The following is a 17569-nucleotide window of genomic DNA, read 5'->3' as shown; positions in this document are numbered from 1 at the left end:
TGAAAGCGCGACGGCGGTAGCCGTCGCGTAACTGCATAAGATAGCTGTGAATCATAAAACAACACAGGATGAGGCGAGTGCCGACGATGCCTTGCCCTGTGTCCCCGATCTCACCACGACAGGCGTTGTAACACTGACACTCACCGCGCTAAGCGTGTATCATAAGCGGTAAATTTCTCGGGTAAGCACAGCGGCATGGACACCTCTTTTCAGATCAACAACAACGAACCAGTAAACCAGCAAATTTATCGCGTACTGCGCAAAGACATTGTGGAATGCAATATTCCGCCGGGTAAACTGCTGTCTGAAAAAGAAATTTCTGTGCGTTTTGACGTTTCCCGCCAGCCGGTCAGAGAGGCTTTTATCAAGCTGGCAGAGGCTGGACTGGTGCAGATCATGCCGCAGCGCGGCACGTTTGTGATGAAGATATCCGAACAGCGCGTGGCGGATGCCCGCTTTATCCGTCAAGCTCTGGAGTGTGCGATTGTGCGTCGGGCGGCAGAAATGGTGACGGAAGAACAGCTGCTTACGCTGGAGCACAACTTACGCCGTCAGGAACTGGCCGCGCAGAATGATCAGGTACGCGAATTTCTCAGCCTTGACGACAGCTTCCATCAGCTTCTGACGCAGATTGCCAACTGTCCGCTGGCGTGGGAAACCATCGAATCGATTAAAGCGACGATGGACCGCGTACGTTTTCTCAGCCTGAGCCAGGTTTCACCACCGCCTAGCCTGATCCAACAGCACTACCTGATTTTTAGCGCCCTGAAAGCGCGCGATCCTGATGCTGCCGAAAAAGCGATTCGTGAACATTTGCAGGAAATGATCTATTCGATCACGCCGATTGCGCAACAGAATAGCGACTGGTTCGAGCACGCCTGAACGCGTTGACCTGAGGGTGTTGAACAGTGGCTTCCCTGTCTCCGGTGGAAGCCATTTCACAGAAGACTACCTGATCGGCTGTGGCAGGGTGATCACCCACAGTTCGTTATCGGCTTCTGGCTTCTCCAACGGTTTGATGGCTAACGTCGTCTCGACCGCCTTGCCGTCCCGCGTCAGTTTGCCATCGGCAGTAACCTGATAGTCGTCCGCCTTATCTTTCGCTTTCACCGGGGATTGCAGCACGGATTGCAGGCCAAAATCGTTGTCGTTAATAACGGCCAGCCTTTGCTTATCGACCAGCGCCAGACCTTCCACTTTCTCCTGCTGCCAGCCGAGCTTACGCAGATCCACCAGCTCCTGCTTGCTCGCCAGCGTAATGCCGCGTTTTTCCAACTGGGCGAGATCGTCAAACTCCGGCGATTTACCGTCAGCATCGAACGGTGTCAGGTCGCTTGCCTTGCTGAGATCGACCAGATAGATGCGGTTCTGCATTTGCTTGTCTTTATCCGCACCTTGCTCGACCAGCAGAATACGCTGATTATCCAGCGCGACGATATCGCCAATCTTGGCATCCTTCGCTTTCTTATAGCTGTCGATGTTGATGGGGTAGCCCACCATGCGGCTGGTTTTGGTTTCCGGGTTAAACATCACCAGACGCGTAAACTGCGCTTTGTTTTTGCTTTTGCCGTCGATATCCAGCGTGCTTTGCACGGCCATGACGATCGTGCCGTCCGGCAGGCGGGTCAGCCCTTCAAAACCTCGATTCGGCTGACGCCACTTGATGATATTTGGTAAACCGCTGGCGACCGAATGCTCGCTGCCCGCAGGCGTCGGCCCGAATTTTTGCAGGATCTTCCCGCTGGCATCAACGTGGATCAGGAACGGACCGTATTCGTCACACAGCCAGAAGCCGCCTTTGCCGTCCGGCGTAATCCCTTCGGTGTCCAGCCCGCGCTGGCTGGTGCTGAGCGGTTGCAGCGCATCGTTCAGCGCCACTTCGTTGGTGGTACCGATAACATCCGCGGGCAGCGGCAGGCCGGTGATATTGCCCTCGGCATCGTGCAGCGGGCGCGGATTGATCGCCTCGGCGGCTTTTGCGCTGACCCGAATATCCATCATCAGCGGTGCGTAATCAGGGCTGGCGAAGATCTTGGCTTCTTTCTCACCGACCAGCGGTGCATCGGCATTCGGGCCGCGATCGGTGACGGTGGTGAACATCAGATCGTCGCCCTGTTTACCGGTGAAATAGAGGCCGGAGCCAATACCGACAGGCAGACCGTTGGGGAAGTTCTGGGCGAATTTGCCCTGATACGCAACGCGTTCGCTGGCTGGGAAGGTGACGACATAGCGCGTCACTTTCTCACCTTCGGCCTGAACGCTGAACGGCAAAAATCCGGCAACCAGCAGTGCTAACAACGTGTGTTTCATGGGATTAGCTCTTTGATATGGGGCGATTTGACAGAAGTATTGTCGGAGCATAGGGAATCGTCATGTCAGTTTTGTGACCGCATGCTTCATTTTGCAATGAAGCATGCAGTTTTCACGAAATATCCGTCGCTGGCCGGATCGTTATCCCTTTCCGCGTGGTTTCCTGAAAGCGAAAAAGAGTTGTAGCGTATTGCACAGCACCAGAACGGCGGTGATGACGAAAACCCAGCGGAAGCCCATCAGGGCGGACACGCCGGAACCCACCAGCGGCCCCAGTACGTTGCCCAGATACATGAATGACTGGTTATAGCCGAAGATGCGCCCTGTCACTTGCTGGCTGCTGTATTTGACCAACAGCGCCTGCACGGTTGGCATCAGTGCGCCGTCGGCAAAGCCCAGCAGAAAGCGCAGGATGCCGAGCTGTGTAGGGCTTTGTACCATCGCCATGACGAGGAACAGCAGTACGCTGATCGCCAATGCGGCGATCAGGACGCGATGTGCGCCGATCCGGTCGCCTAAACGGCCAAGTCGCGGGGCGGATAGCAGGGCGGACACGCCGGGAATCGCGGCAATCACGCCGCTGATAAAGGCAATATTGTCGGTGCCGGGAGCCAGATCGCGGATGAACAGGGTCAGGATGGGGCTGATGGAGCCGTTCGCCATCTGGATCATCATTGTCGTAATGAACAGACAGATGATGAGCGCCGGATACGGCAGCGACGCGAAGACGGCTTTTCCGCTGAGCCGATTCTCTTTGGTGACTTTAACCACGCTCTCTTTAATCGCGAAAAGCGTAATCAGGAAGCTGGTAAACAGCATGCCACCGGTGATGAAAAAGACGATGCGCAGCCCGATGTAGTCGGCCATAAAGCCGCCGAATAGGGGGCCGAGAATGACGCCTGCGATCTGTCCGGTCGATAGCATGCCCAGCGCCCAGCCGCTTTTTTCACGCGGAACCTGTGAGGCAATCAGCGCCATCGCATTGGGAATGTACCCAGAGGTCAGCCCCATGAGCGTGCGCAGGATGAACAGGTGCCATACGTTGGTTGCCAACCCTTGCAACGACATCACGATCGCCATGCCGAGTGCGGCGCGCAGCAGCATGAGCTTTCGTCCTTTACGGTCGGCGAGGCTTCCCCACAGTGGCGCAACGGCGGCTGAGACGAGGAAAGACGAACTGAAGATCAAACCGGACCACAGGCTTAGCGACTCGTGCGAGTGAACGCCAAGCTGCTCAATGTACAGCGGCAAGAAGGGTAATATCTGGCTCATGGCCAGCCCGGTGAAAAAACATCCCAGCCAGGCAGAGAAGAGGTTAAGTTTCCAGGTTTCCATGGGGGTCGGAACGGGCCTTCATCAGCGAATAACCAATGGCGAAACCGTGGTGACTGTGCGCGAAAAAGTGTGCTAACCGACAGTGAATGGCGCTCAATTGATAACGGACAGTGACTAAAATTTCGTCTTTCATCATGAGCATAGCATAGCCAGCGGCGTATTGGTCACTGATGGTAATGCTTCGCAACAAAAGAAAATCAGCGTGGGTATAGGGTGGATTGGGGGAGGGGGCAGATGAATTTTATTGTGTGACTTGCGTCACAAAAAAATGTGCTTTTACTCAACAAGGGTGTACAATTCATCACCATAAAGCGGGGCACTGCCATTAAGACAAGTCATCGCTAAAAAGTCATTCCATCGCGTCATTAAAATAACGAATTAAGTCAAACCAAGGTGAAAAAAGTGCGTAACTTCTTTAAAAAAATGCTGGCGGCTTACCTGAATACTTATAAAGACGTGCCGCCCGGCGCACTGTTCTAAGAGTCTGTGCTATGCAAACAGGCCGCCATCATGGCGGCCTGTGTATTTATGGGGATCCGAGAATCAACGTAACGTGGTTCTCGGATCCCTTTTTTGTGGTGAGATTACTTCGTGCTGTAGACCGGAACGGCCGTCACTTCTGGCACGGCTTCGGTCAGGTAAGCACCGGCTGCGCTGCTTCTGACTTCATTTTCATCAATAAAGCCATAGAACACGCCCTGCGACGCAGAAGTTCCGCGAATTTCCGCATCTCCACGCATCTGCGCATTGCCTGACAGCACAATGCCGCGCTCAAACGCTCCCGGCCCCATGAAGACCGTATGCAGCCGCGCGTTATCGCGTACCACGGTATTGCCCTGTAGCACCGTCAGGCCGCCTACAACGGCGCGTCCTTCCACCGTTCCGCTCAGAATCGTCGCACGATCTTCAATTCTGGCGTTATCCCTCACCGTCCCGCCGATGACGCGAGCGTAAGGCCCGACGTACGCGGTAGGGGCGACATTGGCTGCGTTGGATACCCAGCCGCCGCCGTTGGCGTGACGAGAACCGTTAGCGGTTGGGTTCGGTGCGCCAGGCTGGCTGCCTTCCGGCCAGACGCCGGTGAAATCAGCCATCCACGGATAGCGGTAAAGGGAATAATAAGCCTGATCCCACTTGATCTTCTGCATTTGCGACGGCGTGCCCATGACTACCATGTAAATGCCGCGATCGTCCTGACGAATCGTGAAGTTTTTCACCGTGGCAGACGCGCCGCGCTGCAATTCACTGTAGCGAGAAACGCCGTCCGAACCGACAGCGACAATCCCCCAGCGCCAGTCGGAATTAGGCTGCGGCATGGTGGCCGGATCGTTTTTCAGCCCAGGGAAGCGGGTAATGGCCGATTTACTCTGCACCATGCCACGGAATTTGACGGTGATTTTCGTCGCGCCACTTTCCGGGATCAGCCGGACGATGTTGTAGCCCAACTGCTGCGGAGCCTGATCGAATGGTACGGAGAAGCGACGGAGGCTGGCGCTGGCACCAACAACCGGCTCAAGCGTCGTGGTTCTCAGCAAACGGTCGGCGTTATTCTGGTTGGGTTGTACCGCACCATAGCCGCCGTAGGTTGAACGATAGAAACGGCCACGATCGAAACCGTCTGGATCGACGTAATCCCAGTTGACGTTGTGCATCGCCCAGTCGCCGAAGACGTCGTTGAATTCAGACTGGCTCCAGCCCATGTTGGTACGCAAAACGGACAGCGGATCGGCGGTAGACTGGCCGCTTTCGCCCCATTTCGGCGCTTTTGCCCACATATCGTTGATGGCGCCATAGCCAAAGCGATTCTTCAGGTATTCCATAAACTGCCAGTTGCAGTAACGGTTACGCGTTGAACCCAGATAAATATGCGAGTAGTTGACCTGCATTTCCGAACAGTGTGCCGACGTACCGCGGAATTCATCCATCTGGTGCGTCATCCAGTTCGCGTGGGATTCCCAAATCCAGCCAACGTAGTTATCGCCTGAACTCTGGAAGCCGCCGGTTTGCCCTTGCAGTGCATGGGTAAATTCGTGCGCCAGCCCCCAGTTATCCTTGAGTGACGCTGGGCCAATCCACATCCCCATGCTGCCACCGCCCGCAATACCTCCGCTGAGCCCAAAGGTCGGGTCGATGTGAATATTGGCTTTATATTTCACGGTCTGTTTGCAATAAGGCTCGGGGAACTCAATTTGTTTAATAAACTTATCCCAAATTTGTTCCAGCTTCTGCCCTGCGGCAACCGCATCATTACGGTTAACGTCGTTATTATTCCAGCGGAAGGCAAAGTGCTCAGTCTGGTATTTCACGGAAGGCATATCGGTGATGGAATTATCCACCTGCCAGTTGCCCGCGACACAAGCCTCAGCGGCGTTTGCCGTATTGACCATCAATGCGCCACTTAAAACGAGTAGACAGTTTAGCGGCGTGAGAAGTGTTTTTATTTTTGGCATAAATCCTTTTCCTAGCATGACTATTGCTAATCAGCCTTATTATTTCACGAGAGAGAATTCCTCGTTGATATATAAGACCCCATCCCAAGGCCATCATGGCCTATTTTGCTTAAGTAAAAAACATATCGGCCTCTGTAAGAAGAGGCCGACTGGATTATAGATTAAATTTATCTTGTTACCTATTTCATTTTAAATTTTGGTTATGTCCGAGTTTCCTAAAATAAATATGGTTATTGGTGTAATGCTTTATTAACCAATAAAGCAGGCTGGCGGCCAGTAGCGAATTAAATGCGGGCACGCCCCACTCAAAGGCTAATCCGACGATAGCACCGGCAATGCTGGCAATAATAGCAGGCCAGCCAATCAGCGGCGTTTGCGCACTGTCGGGTAATAGGCCTTCGGCACGACTGGTTTCGAGCAATACTTTGTGGGTGCGCAAAATATAATAATCAACCAGCATCACCCCAATAATCGGTGGGAACAGTACGCCTAATAGCGTCAGGAAATCGATAAAGCGTTCAAGAATACCGGCAACGGAAAGCAGTGTGCCGATGAGTCCAATTACCAGCGTGATCGAGACATAGCGTAGTTTCTTCCCCGTGACGCCCTCTATTGCATTGGCGATTCCCAAAGAGGAGGAATAAAGGTTGATATCGTTCACACGCAGTGTCGAAAATATCACGGCAATCAGCCCGATGCCGCCAGTTGCCTGAGACATGATCGTCACAACGTCTGCGGTATTGAGCGCGCGGGCAATAATGATGGCGAGGCCGTTTACGATAAACTCCCCGACGATAATCGACAGCATCGTCATCCAGAAAACGTGTTTCCCTTTTTGGGAATAGCGCGTCATATCGGGAGTAATCAAACTGGCGACGATACAGCCGCCCACAACCATTGTTGCGCCAGCGCTAATGGAAATGGCCTCACCATTAGGTGCAGAAGCGATCAGTTCAGCAATGTTGTGGCCCGAGAGCGCCATGATCGAAATATAGCCGACGACGATAACAAACATCGGCACAGCAATTTTGGCCGTGAAGCGCAACGCCCTGAAACCAAAGGCAACCAGTAGCGTCAGCGCCATGCCGGACAGCGCAGCAGACCAGCCAAAGCCGAGCTTATCCGCCATCGCAAAGTTAAGCGCTTTGGCGAATACGGCATTCTGGACGCCGAACCAGCCAATGAGGCTAATGGCGATCACCAGCCCAATCAGGACGGAACCAATACGGCCAAAGCCGCACCAGCGTGCGAGCAGGCTGCCTGACATCCCTTCTTTCATTCCCGCATAGCCCAGTCCCACGGTCACTACGCCAAAAATGGCGCTGCCAATAAAGATGGCGAGAAATGCCTGGCCTAACGTCATGGAATGGCCGAGTACCGCGCCTAACATAAATTGGTCTAGCGCGGTTAACATGCCGATGTGCACTAATGCCACATTGAAAAAAGGCAGCCGGACACTCAGCGGAACGCGGCTGACCGGGTAGTCATCTATTTTTTCCATAGGGATATATGTGCTTATATAAATTGAATGCCTTTCGTGATGAGTGAACGGGGAATATAACCGTCTACACCAAGGTTCCGGCAAAATGCTTCAAACTGAGGTAGAGAGTGCGTGTCGGTTTTTTGGTACATGTTATAGACTCTGTTCTCTATTGTTTTCGGCGAGACATTCATTTTTCGGGCAATTTCCTTATTTGAAAAACGCTGCAATAGCAGAAATATAATGTCGAGTTCTGCCGGTGTAAAAACATCGGTAGCGATTTCCGTGTGTAATACGGTGGGTTTTTGCTGATTGATATAGATCAAGGGAGAGCGCGAATCTAACTGTCTGGCACTCCACATGGTTCCAATACAGATCTTGTTTCTATCAAAAATAGGAATCTTCTCGCTAACACAAGGAGTGAGTGTTTTTTTGCCATACCAGTAATGTGTTTCGATCACTGTCACCCGTTTCTCACTATTCTCTGTCAGTCTGTCGTGTTCTTTTAAATCATCGGAGAGTTCTGCCCAGCTGGCAGGGAATTCATCATCAAAGCGCCCCTCGATATCAAATCTTTCCGGTGTGCTTGTATAAAAATAGGCTGCTTTGTTCATGTAAATATGCCGTGATGATAAATCCTTAATACCCCATGGCTCGCTTAAGGACTCGATCATCGTAATCAAATTATGAATGTAGTCAGTCATGTGTTCCGCTGATGGTGACATTCCGCCCTCCTTGAGGGTGTATTAAATAAATATTAATATTTATCTTTGGTTAATAGTCTGTCGATCATTATTATCTTGCTAATTTATTAAATTTCGAGCGATTTCCTATCATGATTATTTTTGTCAGGCAAGGGTGATTTTTACCTTTTATGGCTTTCTATTCTTGTGCTATAATTTTGCGCCACGACGTTTTACGCTAATTATATGTCGATAGCGTCACAAAATTAAGCCAATATTCGCCGCACCAGGGAAATAATACCGAATCCTGTAAGGGATGGTATTTGGTCTTACATCAAAAAATAAAAAATACATTATTTACACGTTACTCACTGACTCTTCAGCATTTTTATATCGTTAATTCCTCTGTGTCCACATCAAGATGCAGAGTCTCGCCCGGTTTATGCCAGCGAAATGCCTTACCGTTTCGCTGGCATCCTTCTCCCGTTCATCCCCTCTGCCTACGTATGTTGCAACCTATGCAAAAAGGCGACATTGTTACTGCCTATCATGGCATGGCTCCAGTCTCTTATGACGTTGTTCTGACGGACTGCTCGCTAGCGCGCCATGTTGGCATTCACGTTTTGCTATTCATTTTTTCTATTCACATATAGAGGCCGGGGAGCGGGTTGCATGTCGTTAAAAGCCTTACGCACGTTAGTCGCGATTGCTCAGTATGGATCGTTTGCCCGCGCGGCTGAAGCCGTGTGTCTGACGCAATCTGCCGTCAGCCTGCATGTCCGCAGCCTGGAAGAAGACTTCAAGGTGTCGCTTTTCGATCGCTCACGCCGCATTCCGGTACTCACGGAAGCCGGACATCGCGCGGTGGAGCAGGCGCGGGACATTCTTGCGCAGTATGACGGTATTGCTGCCGAGTTAGGCGAGGGCGGGGAGTTGGCCGGACGCCTGCGAATTGGCGCGATCCAGACTGCGCTGGCTGGTGTTTTGCCCGCCGCGCTGGCCGCATTGCGTCGTGCTCATCCACGCCTGCGTGTTCTGGTGAATTCGGGGATGTCGGCAGAGCTGGCAATTCGCATTGATGCTGGTGAACTGGATGGCGCCGTGACTACCGAGCCGGTAAAACCTTACCCAACCGGCTTGGTGAGTACGCCGCTCTATCAGGAAGGATTCTGGATTATTGCGCCACCGACGCTGGCGTCTCTGGATGCCAGACAGCTTCTGCAAGATCATCCTTTCATCCGTTTCGATCGTCGCGCCTGGGCTGGGCGAACCATCGATCGCGAGCTGCGTCGCCAGCGGCTGCGGGTGCAAACTGATATGGAGCTGGACAGTCAGGACGCGATTATGCAGATGGTCATCAGCGGGCTTGGCGTGGCGGTGATTCCGCTGTCTGAACGGGAGATGAGTCGTTTGGATAATCTGGTATGTATCCCCTTTGGCGAGCCTCAACAGCAGCGGCGCGTTGTGCTGCTGGAGCGTGAAGATCGTCCGGCAGCGCGCCTCGCTGCGGCGCTGGCGGAAGCGATCCGAACGCAGACTAGTGACGATGCCATTCATGATAAATAATTGAGCTAACGTCGAGTTAATCTCGTTTTTTTCTCATCAGAAGTCCCGCTATGGTAGTGCCAGTTTCTTCAATTCAGGAACTGAACCATGGTGTCCAACCCGCAAACCTTCCCGCTTTCACCTTCTGCGCCGTGGCGTGTCAGATTATGATCGTCTCGCTCCTGCTGGCGCTGTTGCCTATCGCGCTACTGATCGTGCTGGGATCGTGGTTACGCCAGCGATCTTTTTTGGCTGCGACATTTTGGCCACAGGCTGAAAGGCTGGGTTATTACATTCTACTTCCCGCACTATTTCTGCATGGGCTGGCGACGGCGCGTCTGGATGGCGTGCCGGTCGCGGCAATGATCCTGACGCTGGTGTGTTCAACGTTGGCTGTCTCTGTCGGGTTGCTCGCAGTACGCCGCTTATTGCCCGTTGATGATGCGGCGTTCACCTCGGTATTTCAGGGCGGCGTCCGTTTTAATAACTACGTTGGCGTGTCTGCCGCCGCTGGGCTGTTTGGCGCACACGGCGTCGCGCTCGCGGCCGTCGCGAACGCGGCGATTGTGCCGACGGTCAATATTCTCTGTGTCTTGATCTTTGCCCGCTACGGCAATGCCGGGACGCCGTCATTCAAGAATATCGTGCGACTGCTGGCGCTGAATCCGTTGGTGGTGGCCTGCGCTATTGGTATTACTTTGCAGATTACCGGATTAGGTTTGCCGCCGGGGATTGAGCCGGTAATGAAATCATTGGGACAGGCGTCGCTGCCGCTGGGGCTGCTGTGCGTGGGCGCAGCGCTGGATTTCTCTGCCGCGCGTAGCTGGCTGCGGCCTGTTGTGATGGCATCATGCGCGAAATTTGTTGCGATGCCGCTGGTGACGATTGCTGCCTGTCACCTCTTTGGTCTGTCTGGCTCAGTCGCGATTGCCGCACTGCTGTTTCAGGCGCTGCCGACGGCATCGTCGTCTTACATCATGGCTCGTCAGTTGGGTGGTGATGCACCGTTGATGGCGGGCATCATTGCGGTTCAAACACTGGTAGCAGGCGTCGCGCTGCCGCTTGCCGTCCTTGGGCTGAGCGGACTGTTATAAATTCCTCGTATGTTCTTTTTGTAACAATGCCTTGTTAACGGCATGGTGATTTGTTCTTTTCTATCTATTTGTATTTTAAGTAAATTAATCCTTACGTTGAAATGACAATAATAATGCGTATAGTTATCATTTACCTTTCTGTGCAAATGTTGACAAGAAACGCCTCAGCATCTCGCCAAAATCACCATCAGTTAACCGAGGATATACCATGTCTTTTAGAGTTACTCGCGCCGGAAAAACGCGCGTTTGTGATTCTTCGCTGGCCGGAGTAAAACCATTCGGAGTCTCTCTTCTTGCCCTGTTGATTTCAGCCTCTTTCCTGCCTGCTCAGGCCGTTGCTGAAGAAAATCCCGCTTCAGGCGATACGCTCGTTGTCAGTGCGAACGCCAATGCTAACGCCGAGGCCAGCGACCCGCAGGATTACAGCGTGAAAGTCACTAACGCGGGAACGAAGATGACGCTGACGCCGCGTGATATCCCGCAGTCGGTGAGTGTTATCAGCCAGCAGCGTATCGAAGATCAGGGCCTGCAAACGATTGGCGAGGTCATGGCGAACACGACCGGTGTGTCCTCTAAAATTATCGACTCCGAACGTGTGACGTATTTCGCTCGTGGTTTTCGTATCACTAACTACCTGTTCGACGGTATTCCGACGGTCGTTAACGAAATCTGGGATTTTGGTGATTCAGGCTCAGACACGGCGATCTACGATCGTATCGAAGTAGTGCGCGGGGCGACCGGGTTGATGACCGGAACGGGTAACCCTTCTGCCGCGGTAAACATGGTGCGTAAGCATGCGGACAGCCGCGAGTTCAAAGGCGCAGTATCCGGCAGCTACGGCTCGTGGGATAAACAACGGATGGTGGCCGATCTGTCTGCGCCGCTGACGGAGTCCGGTAATGTGCGTGGACGCGTCATTGCGGGCTATCAGGATAACGACACCTGGCTCGATCGTTATCATAATCGCAAAAAATTCCTCTACGGCGTGATCGATGCTGATGTCACAGATTCCACCACGTTGTCGCTTGGTTATGATTATCAGGAAGCCAATACCGATAGCCCAACGTGGGGCGGATTGCCGACGTGGTTCACTGACGGTAGCCGTACACATTTCAGTCGTAGTTTTAACTCCGCACCGAACTGGAGCTACTCCGATAAAACATCGAGAAAAGTCTTTGCCGATCTGACCCAACGTTTTGATAACGGCTGGCAGGTGCGGATGAACGGGACGCATGGTGAAACCAACTTCGATTCCAAGCTGATGTATGCCAATGGTGTCCCAGATAAAGATACCGGGCTACTTGTTGATCCGTATGGTAATAATGTCGGTGCTTACGGTGGCTGGAATAAAGGAACCCGTAAGGTTGATGCGATTGACACTTACGCCTCTGGCCCGTTCGAGCTACTGGGGCGCCAGCATGAGCTGGTGTTAGGCGGCAGCTACAATCGACAACGCAGTCAGTTCTATAACACGCAATCCACGATCAGCTCGGCAGACATGGGTAATTACTATAACTGGAATGGCAACATTGCCGATCCAGCCTGGGGCCCTTGGGCGGACTATGAGCACTCAACCACGCGCCAAAAATCGCTCTATACCTCAGCGCGTTTCTCTTTAGCCGATCCGCTGCATCTGATTGCGGGGGCGCGCTATACCGACTGGAGCATTATCGGTTCGACGGGGGATACCAGCAATAATCGCGTCACGCCTTATGTGGGTCTGGTGTATGACATCAATGATACCTGGTCGGCGTATGCCAGCTATACCGATATCTTCCAGCCGCAAACGCAGAAAGATATTAATAAAAAATATCTGTCTCCGACGACAGGTAAAAACTACGAAACCGGTGTTAAAGGGGACTGGTATAACAGCCGCCTGACGGCATCGGTATCCGTTTTCCGCATTGAACAGGATAACGTAGGGCAATCAACGGGAATCGCAATTCCGGGTGGTGGTGGAGAATTTGCCTATCGTTCAGTTGATGGTGTCGTTAGCAAAGGGATCGAATTTGAAGTGAACGGCGCGGTGACGGATAACCTGCAAATGACGTTTGGCGGTACGCGCTATGTCGTTGACGATCAGGACGGTAAGTCGGTCAATCCAGATCAGCCGCGCACGTCGTTCAAGCTGTTTACCCGCTACCAGTTGCCAACGCTGCCGGATTTGACCGTTGGCGGCGGCGTGAACTGGCAAAATGGTATCTGGCAGGAAGGCTCTGGCCCGCAAAACACCACGCTGCGCGCCGAGCAGGGCAGCTACGCGCTGGTTAATCTGTTTGGCCGCTATCAGGTGACCAAACAGTTGGCGGTACAGGCGAATGTCAACAACCTGTTTGATAAAGAGTATAGCGACTATCTTGCGCCTTATGCCGTGTATGGCACGCCGCGTAGCGTCTCAATGACCGTCAACTATGCTTTTTGACGATCGGCGCTTTCTGATGATCGATAATGTTGTCTAAATCTTAAGTAAAACATCATCCCCCGCCGACAACATCGGCGGGGGATGTCATCAACGAACCAGCGATGGCCGTTTGGCGTTAAACGACCAGTTGGGGATTAAAAACTGCATACCGAGCGCGTCGTTACGGTTTTTATCCGGTAGTGATTGATAAAGCCGGTGCGCCTCCTCCACCCGTTTCCTGTTCAGCGTAATCCCTAATCCCGGCCCTTCCGGCAAGTGCAAATGGCCTTTTTCAATTCGCGGGGCTTCATGCGTGAGCTGCTGTCCATCCTGCCATATCCAGTGGGTATCAAACGGCGTGATGCGTTCGCCCGGTGCGGCCGCACCCAGATGCGCGACCATGGCGAGCGAGATATCGAAATGGTTGTTGGAATGGCAGCCCGTAATCAATCCCCATTCCTGGCACAGCTGCGCCACGGTGTTGGCATGGCGCATGGTCCAGAAGTGCGGGTCGGCCAGCGGAATATCGATAGCGTTCAACTGGAGCGCGTGGTTAAGCTGACGCCAGTCGTTAGCGATCATATTGGTTGCCACGGGAATATTGGTGGCGCGTCGGAATTCGGCGAGGGTTTCCCGGCCGGAATAGCCGTTCTCCGCGCCGCACGGGTCTTCCAGATACGGTATTTGCCCCTGTAGCTCCCGCCCCAAACGTATCGATTCATCCAGAGACCAGCTGGCGTTGGGATCTACGGTAACCCGCGAGCCGGGGAAGTGACGCAGCAGCGCTTTTACCGTCTCGACCTCTTTTTCGCCATGATGCACGCCGCCCTTGAGTTTGAAATCGTTAAAGCCGTAGAGATCGCTGGCGGCTTCCGCCAGACGGATCACGCCGTCGCTGTCCATAGCTGCCTGATGGCGCAGATAAAACCAGTCATGTTTTCCGGTTTCGCCGGGTAAGTAATTCATGTCGGTTTTCGTGCGGTCGGCGATGTAAAAGAGGTATCCGAGAATCGGAATCGACTCGCGCTGCTTACCGCTGGCCAGCAGTTCCGCGACCTGAAGGTTTAAGAACTGTCCGGTCAGATCCAGTAGGGCGGCTTCCGTCGCGGCTACCGCGTTATAAAATTTCTCCGGGTTCATCTGTGGAATGTGAATGGCGGTGTTATCGCTCTGCCCGCTACTCAGGTTGCGCTTATCACTTTTAAACAACGTGCTCAGCGTCGTGTTCAACTTGAGTAATGAGGTTCCCTCCACCTGCGGAATAAAATCGTTGAGCACCGCGAGCGTGCTGGAATGGCAGGGGCATTCTCCTACGCCGGTATGGCCCGCGCTGTCTGTCAGCGTCACCAGAATGCGGGTGAAGTAGCAGTTGTGCGCACCGCCAATATTCAAAAGCATGCTGTCATATCCGGCGACCGGAATGACCTCCATTTTTTTAATGATAGGGCTGTCAGACATTTCGATGCTCCATAGGTTTGAATGAACTGGGCGGCGTGGTATGTGTGTTACGCAGCAATAAGAACAGACCGGTCACGACGGAAACCGCAGTCAGGGAATAGAGCCCGCCCGTTGTGCTGCCGGTTTTTAATTCCAGATAGCCAAAGACGGTAGGCGCGACGAAGCCCCCGAGGTTGCCGATGGAGTTGATCAAGGCGATCCCCGGTGCGACGATGGAGGCAGGCAGGTTGCCCTGCGGCATCGGCCAGAAGAAGGTGGCGCTGACCTTTGATCCAATGCAGGCAACGATCATGGCGAAGAAGCCGAACCACGGCGATCCGATCGTCGCCATAAACGTGCCGCAGGCCGCAATCAGCATGGCGACGCCCAGGGCTTTAGGTAAGTGCTGGCGATGTTTGTCACTGAATTTACCAACCAGATTGATGGCGATGATGGCGCACAGCCAGGGTATAGCGGTGAGCAGCCCGATACCGAAACTGCTGAATCCCTGAATGCGTTGGATAATCTGCGGGAGCCAGAACACTAGCGTGTAGCCCGTCATTGTCATGGTAAAGAAGATGGCACAGTAGAACAGTGTTCTGCGGTCCGTTAGTAAGCGCAGTTTTCCGGTGTTTTCCTGCTGTGCATCGCGCTCTATTTCTTCCTGCTGTAGCTGTTGCCCGAGCGCCTGCTTCTCTTCTGCGCTGAGCCAGCGGGCTTTATCAGGGCTGGATACCAGCACAAATGCTGCCAGAATCCCGACCAGAATCGACCCCGCGCCTTCTAAAAACATCACCCATTTCCAGCCTGCGATGCCGAGGAAATCGTGCATCATCAGAATGGCTCCCGTAATTGGGCCGGAGAAGAGAAATGCCCCCGCGCTGGCACTGAGGATCAGCGCTGTTGCACGACCACGCCAGGCGTTAGGCACCCAGAGCCGGAAGTAATACAGCACGCCGGGGAAGAAGCCCGCTTCGGCTACGCCAAGCAAAAAACGCAGGACATAAAACTGCATCGGGCTAGTGACAAAGCCTGTCGCGACCACGACGGCTCCCCAGGTAATCATGATGCGTGTCAGCCACACCCGCGCCCCGAATTTCTTCATCATCAGGTTGCTGGGGACTTCAAACAGCGCATAGCCGATAAAGAAAAGCCCTGCGCCAAGGCCAAATGCCGCCGCGCTGATACCGGCATCGGTCTGGAGTTCTGCTTTTATAAATCCGATATTTGACCTATCTATCTGATTAATAATCAACATAATGGCCAGCATCGGGATAATACGCTTAAAGAATTTGGCAATGGCTGAGGCGAGATACGCCTCTCTGGTGTGGTTAGATGATTCGGTTATTGTCGTTGTCATTTTTACACCTCGCGTAGGTAGGTTACGAAAGTGTTATAGAAAATGAGTGAAAGGAATAACCATGTGCAGATGCCCAGCATGCGTTGGGCTACTCCACAGTGGCGGCGAAAATGAAGGCGGCCAGCGCGATTAGGAAAAAGTGAGGAAATATCACGTCTGCGACGGCGGTCACAGCCTGACGGGGGAGGCGTATCAGGCATTGACGCTTTTTATTCGTTTGCTAAGGTAATGGAAAAAACACGCTATTCACTCACCATCATTACCCGTCAGGAAGACAGAGAATGATCTCAACGCAATACATCAGCAGAGTCGCACTGGTTCACGAAAAGGTGGATTCATTCGAGGCCTATCCGTTTTCTATTCCGTCGATTCGCTCGCTGGATAAACTGGAACTGCACCCGAAAGTCACTTTTTTTATCGGCGAAAATGGTGCGGGAAAATCCACGCTGTTGGAAGCCATTGCCGTTTCGATGGGGTTCAACCCGGAAGGCGGCACCCGCAATTTCAACTTCGGTACGCGTACCTCGCACTCCAGACTGTCGAATTTCCTGCGGGTGGCGAAAGGCATCAAGAAGCCTAAAAACGGTTTCTTCCTACGCGCGGAGAGCTTCTTCAATGTTGCGACGGAGATTGAACGGCTGGATAGCGAACCTGGTTTTGATCCGCCGGTGATTGACTCCTATGGCGGCCATTCGCTGCATGAGCAATCCCACGGCGAATCCTTTATGGCGCTGTTGCTCAATCGTTTTGGTAAAGAGGGGATTTATCTGCTCGACGAACCGGAAGCGGCGCTGTCGCCCAGCAGGCAATTAAGTGCGATCGCCCGCATGCACGATCTCATCCGTGAAGGATCGCAGTTTGTTATCGCGACCCACTCTCCGATTCTGATGGCGTATCCCGACGCGACTATCTTTCAGTTCGGTGAAGACGGCATACAGCAGGTCGCGTATGAGGACACGGAGCACTACCAGATCACGCGTGCCTTCCTGAATAACCCTGAGCGCATGCTGCGTGAACTGATGGCGGAATAGGGGTTAACATCACTTCGGGGATAAGCGACAATTAAGTGTGATATCAAGACGGGGAACTGTCTTTTTCTTTTGGAATCGACTTACAGGGATTTAAGAAATGAAGTGCCTAAATTGCGATAACGATGCGTGTAAAGAGTCCGGCCTGTGTTCAGCGTGTGAAGAAAAAGAACAACAGAAGATTAACGGTATTCTCTATCTCCCGGCGCTGGGGATTATTCTCTCTGTCATTATGACGCCGTTCTCGCTGTATGAGCTTATTAGTGTAGTGCTGACGAATTTCAAAAACACTGGATTTATTAGTTATTACAGTTTATTCGCTGTGTCTTGTTTAATTGTTTCACTAGGCATATCGATTTTCACTGCGCTAACGTTCTTCCGGCGCTGTGAGTTCAATGGGTCGATGCAACGCTATCCTTAATCAAGGGGGACGTTGCCATGAAACG

Annotated in this window: 14 protein-coding genes; 7 read left to right on the top strand and 7 right to left on the bottom strand. The window is 52.9% G+C overall.

Features of this window, described 5'->3' with window-relative positions; genetic code table 11:
* Positions 1 to 195 precede the first annotated feature (195 nt).
* The gene (locus tag ACIPUG_RS17600; protein WP_039283786.1) at positions 196 to 882 is read left to right on the top strand and encodes a GntR family transcriptional regulator; all 687 of its coding nucleotides are present in this window, start codon (positions 196 to 198) and stop codon (positions 880 to 882) included.
* A gap of 66 nt (positions 883 to 948) precedes the next feature.
* Here ACIPUG_RS17600 and ACIPUG_RS17595 read toward each other — a convergent pair whose 3' ends face one another.
* Both ACIPUG_RS17595 and ACIPUG_RS17590 read right to left on the bottom strand, forming a co-directional pair.
* A complete protein-coding gene (locus tag ACIPUG_RS17595) occupies positions 949 to 2310 on the bottom strand; it encodes an esterase-like activity of phytase family protein (protein WP_400339485.1) in 1362 nt (453 codons plus the stop codon).
* Between the two features lie 141 nt (positions 2311 to 2451).
* Positions 2452 to 3645 (bottom strand): multidrug efflux MFS transporter, encoded by a 1194-nt coding sequence (locus ACIPUG_RS17590; RefSeq protein ID WP_039312555.1) that lies wholly within the window; start codon positions 3643 to 3645, stop codon positions 2452 to 2454.
* A 393-nt stretch (positions 3646 to 4038) separates the two neighbouring features.
* On the opposite strand from ACIPUG_RS17590, the gene azuC reads away from it, so the two are divergent.
* Entirely contained in the window at positions 4039 to 4125 is an 87-nt protein-coding gene (gene azuC, locus ACIPUG_RS17585; protein ID WP_085996941.1) for a stress response protein AzuC, read from the top strand.
* Between the two features lie 104 nt (positions 4126 to 4229).
* Here azuC and ACIPUG_RS17580 read toward each other — a convergent pair whose 3' ends face one another.
* The 3 genes from ACIPUG_RS17580 to ACIPUG_RS17570 form a co-directional block, all read right to left on the bottom strand.
* On the bottom strand, positions 4230 to 6095 hold the full coding sequence (locus ACIPUG_RS17580; protein ID WP_039461905.1) for an Svx/AvrXca family virulence/avirulence protein: 1866 nt from the start codon (positions 6093 to 6095) through the stop codon (positions 4230 to 4232).
* Positions 6096 to 6279: 184 nt separating this feature from the next.
* On the bottom strand, positions 6280 to 7596 hold the full coding sequence (locus ACIPUG_RS17575; protein WP_400339482.1) for a purine-cytosine permease family protein: 1317 nt from the start codon (positions 7594 to 7596) through the stop codon (positions 6280 to 6282).
* A 14-nt stretch (positions 7597 to 7610) separates the two neighbouring features.
* On the bottom strand, positions 7611 to 8300 hold the full coding sequence (locus ACIPUG_RS17570) for a PAS and helix-turn-helix domain-containing protein (RefSeq protein WP_039461896.1): 690 nt from the start codon (positions 8298 to 8300) through the stop codon (positions 7611 to 7613).
* 630 nt (positions 8301 to 8930) lie between these two features.
* On the opposite strand from ACIPUG_RS17570, the gene ACIPUG_RS17565 reads away from it, so the two are divergent.
* The 3 genes from ACIPUG_RS17565 to fhuE all read left to right on the top strand — a co-directional run bounded on the left by ACIPUG_RS17565 (position 8931) and on the right by fhuE (position 13319).
* Positions 8931 to 9824: a LysR family transcriptional regulator gene (locus tag ACIPUG_RS17565; protein WP_400339479.1), complete on the top strand. Its 894-nt coding sequence runs from the start codon at positions 8931 to 8933 to the stop codon at positions 9822 to 9824.
* A 50-nt stretch (positions 9825 to 9874) separates the two neighbouring features.
* Positions 9875 to 10897 (top strand): AEC family transporter, encoded by a 1023-nt coding sequence (locus ACIPUG_RS17560; protein ID WP_400339476.1) that lies wholly within the window; start codon positions 9875 to 9877, stop codon positions 10895 to 10897.
* Between the two features lie 208 nt (positions 10898 to 11105).
* Positions 11106 to 13319: a ferric-rhodotorulic acid/ferric-coprogen receptor FhuE gene (gene fhuE, locus ACIPUG_RS17555; protein WP_400339473.1), complete on the top strand. Its 2214-nt coding sequence runs from the start codon at positions 11106 to 11108 to the stop codon at positions 13317 to 13319.
* Between the two features lie 87 nt (positions 13320 to 13406).
* Here the strand turns inward: fhuE and ACIPUG_RS17550 are convergent, their stop codons facing one another.
* Both ACIPUG_RS17550 and ACIPUG_RS17545 read right to left on the bottom strand, forming a co-directional pair.
* Positions 13407 to 14756 (bottom strand): enolase C-terminal domain-like protein, encoded by a 1350-nt coding sequence (locus tag ACIPUG_RS17550; protein WP_039283813.1) that lies wholly within the window; start codon positions 14754 to 14756, stop codon positions 13407 to 13409.
* The gene (locus ACIPUG_RS17545; RefSeq protein WP_039516662.1) at positions 14749 to 16095 is read right to left on the bottom strand and encodes an MFS transporter; all 1347 of its coding nucleotides are present in this window, start codon (positions 16093 to 16095) and stop codon (positions 14749 to 14751) included. The genes ACIPUG_RS17550 and ACIPUG_RS17545 overlap by 8 nt, the downstream gene beginning before the upstream one ends.
* A gap of 281 nt (positions 16096 to 16376) precedes the next feature.
* Between ACIPUG_RS17545 and ACIPUG_RS17540 the strand changes: the two genes are divergently transcribed.
* Positions 16377 to 17126, top strand: coding sequence for an AAA family ATPase (locus ACIPUG_RS17540; RefSeq protein WP_014914332.1), 750 nt, complete (start codon positions 16377 to 16379; stop codon positions 17124 to 17126).
* A gap of 97 nt (positions 17127 to 17223) precedes the next feature.
* On the top strand, positions 17224 to 17544 hold the full coding sequence (locus ACIPUG_RS17535; protein WP_400339471.1) for a DUF2569 family protein: 321 nt from the start codon (positions 17224 to 17226) through the stop codon (positions 17542 to 17544).
* Positions 17545 to 17569: the final 25 nt, after the last annotated feature.

Source organism: Pectobacterium sp. CHL-2024 (assembly GCF_044751765.1).
GTDB lineage: Bacteria > Pseudomonadota > Gammaproteobacteria > Enterobacterales > Enterobacteriaceae > Pectobacterium > Pectobacterium brasiliense.
The sequence above is the reverse complement of the archived record's forward strand: the minus strand, read 5'-3'. Positions and strand labels throughout refer to the sequence as shown.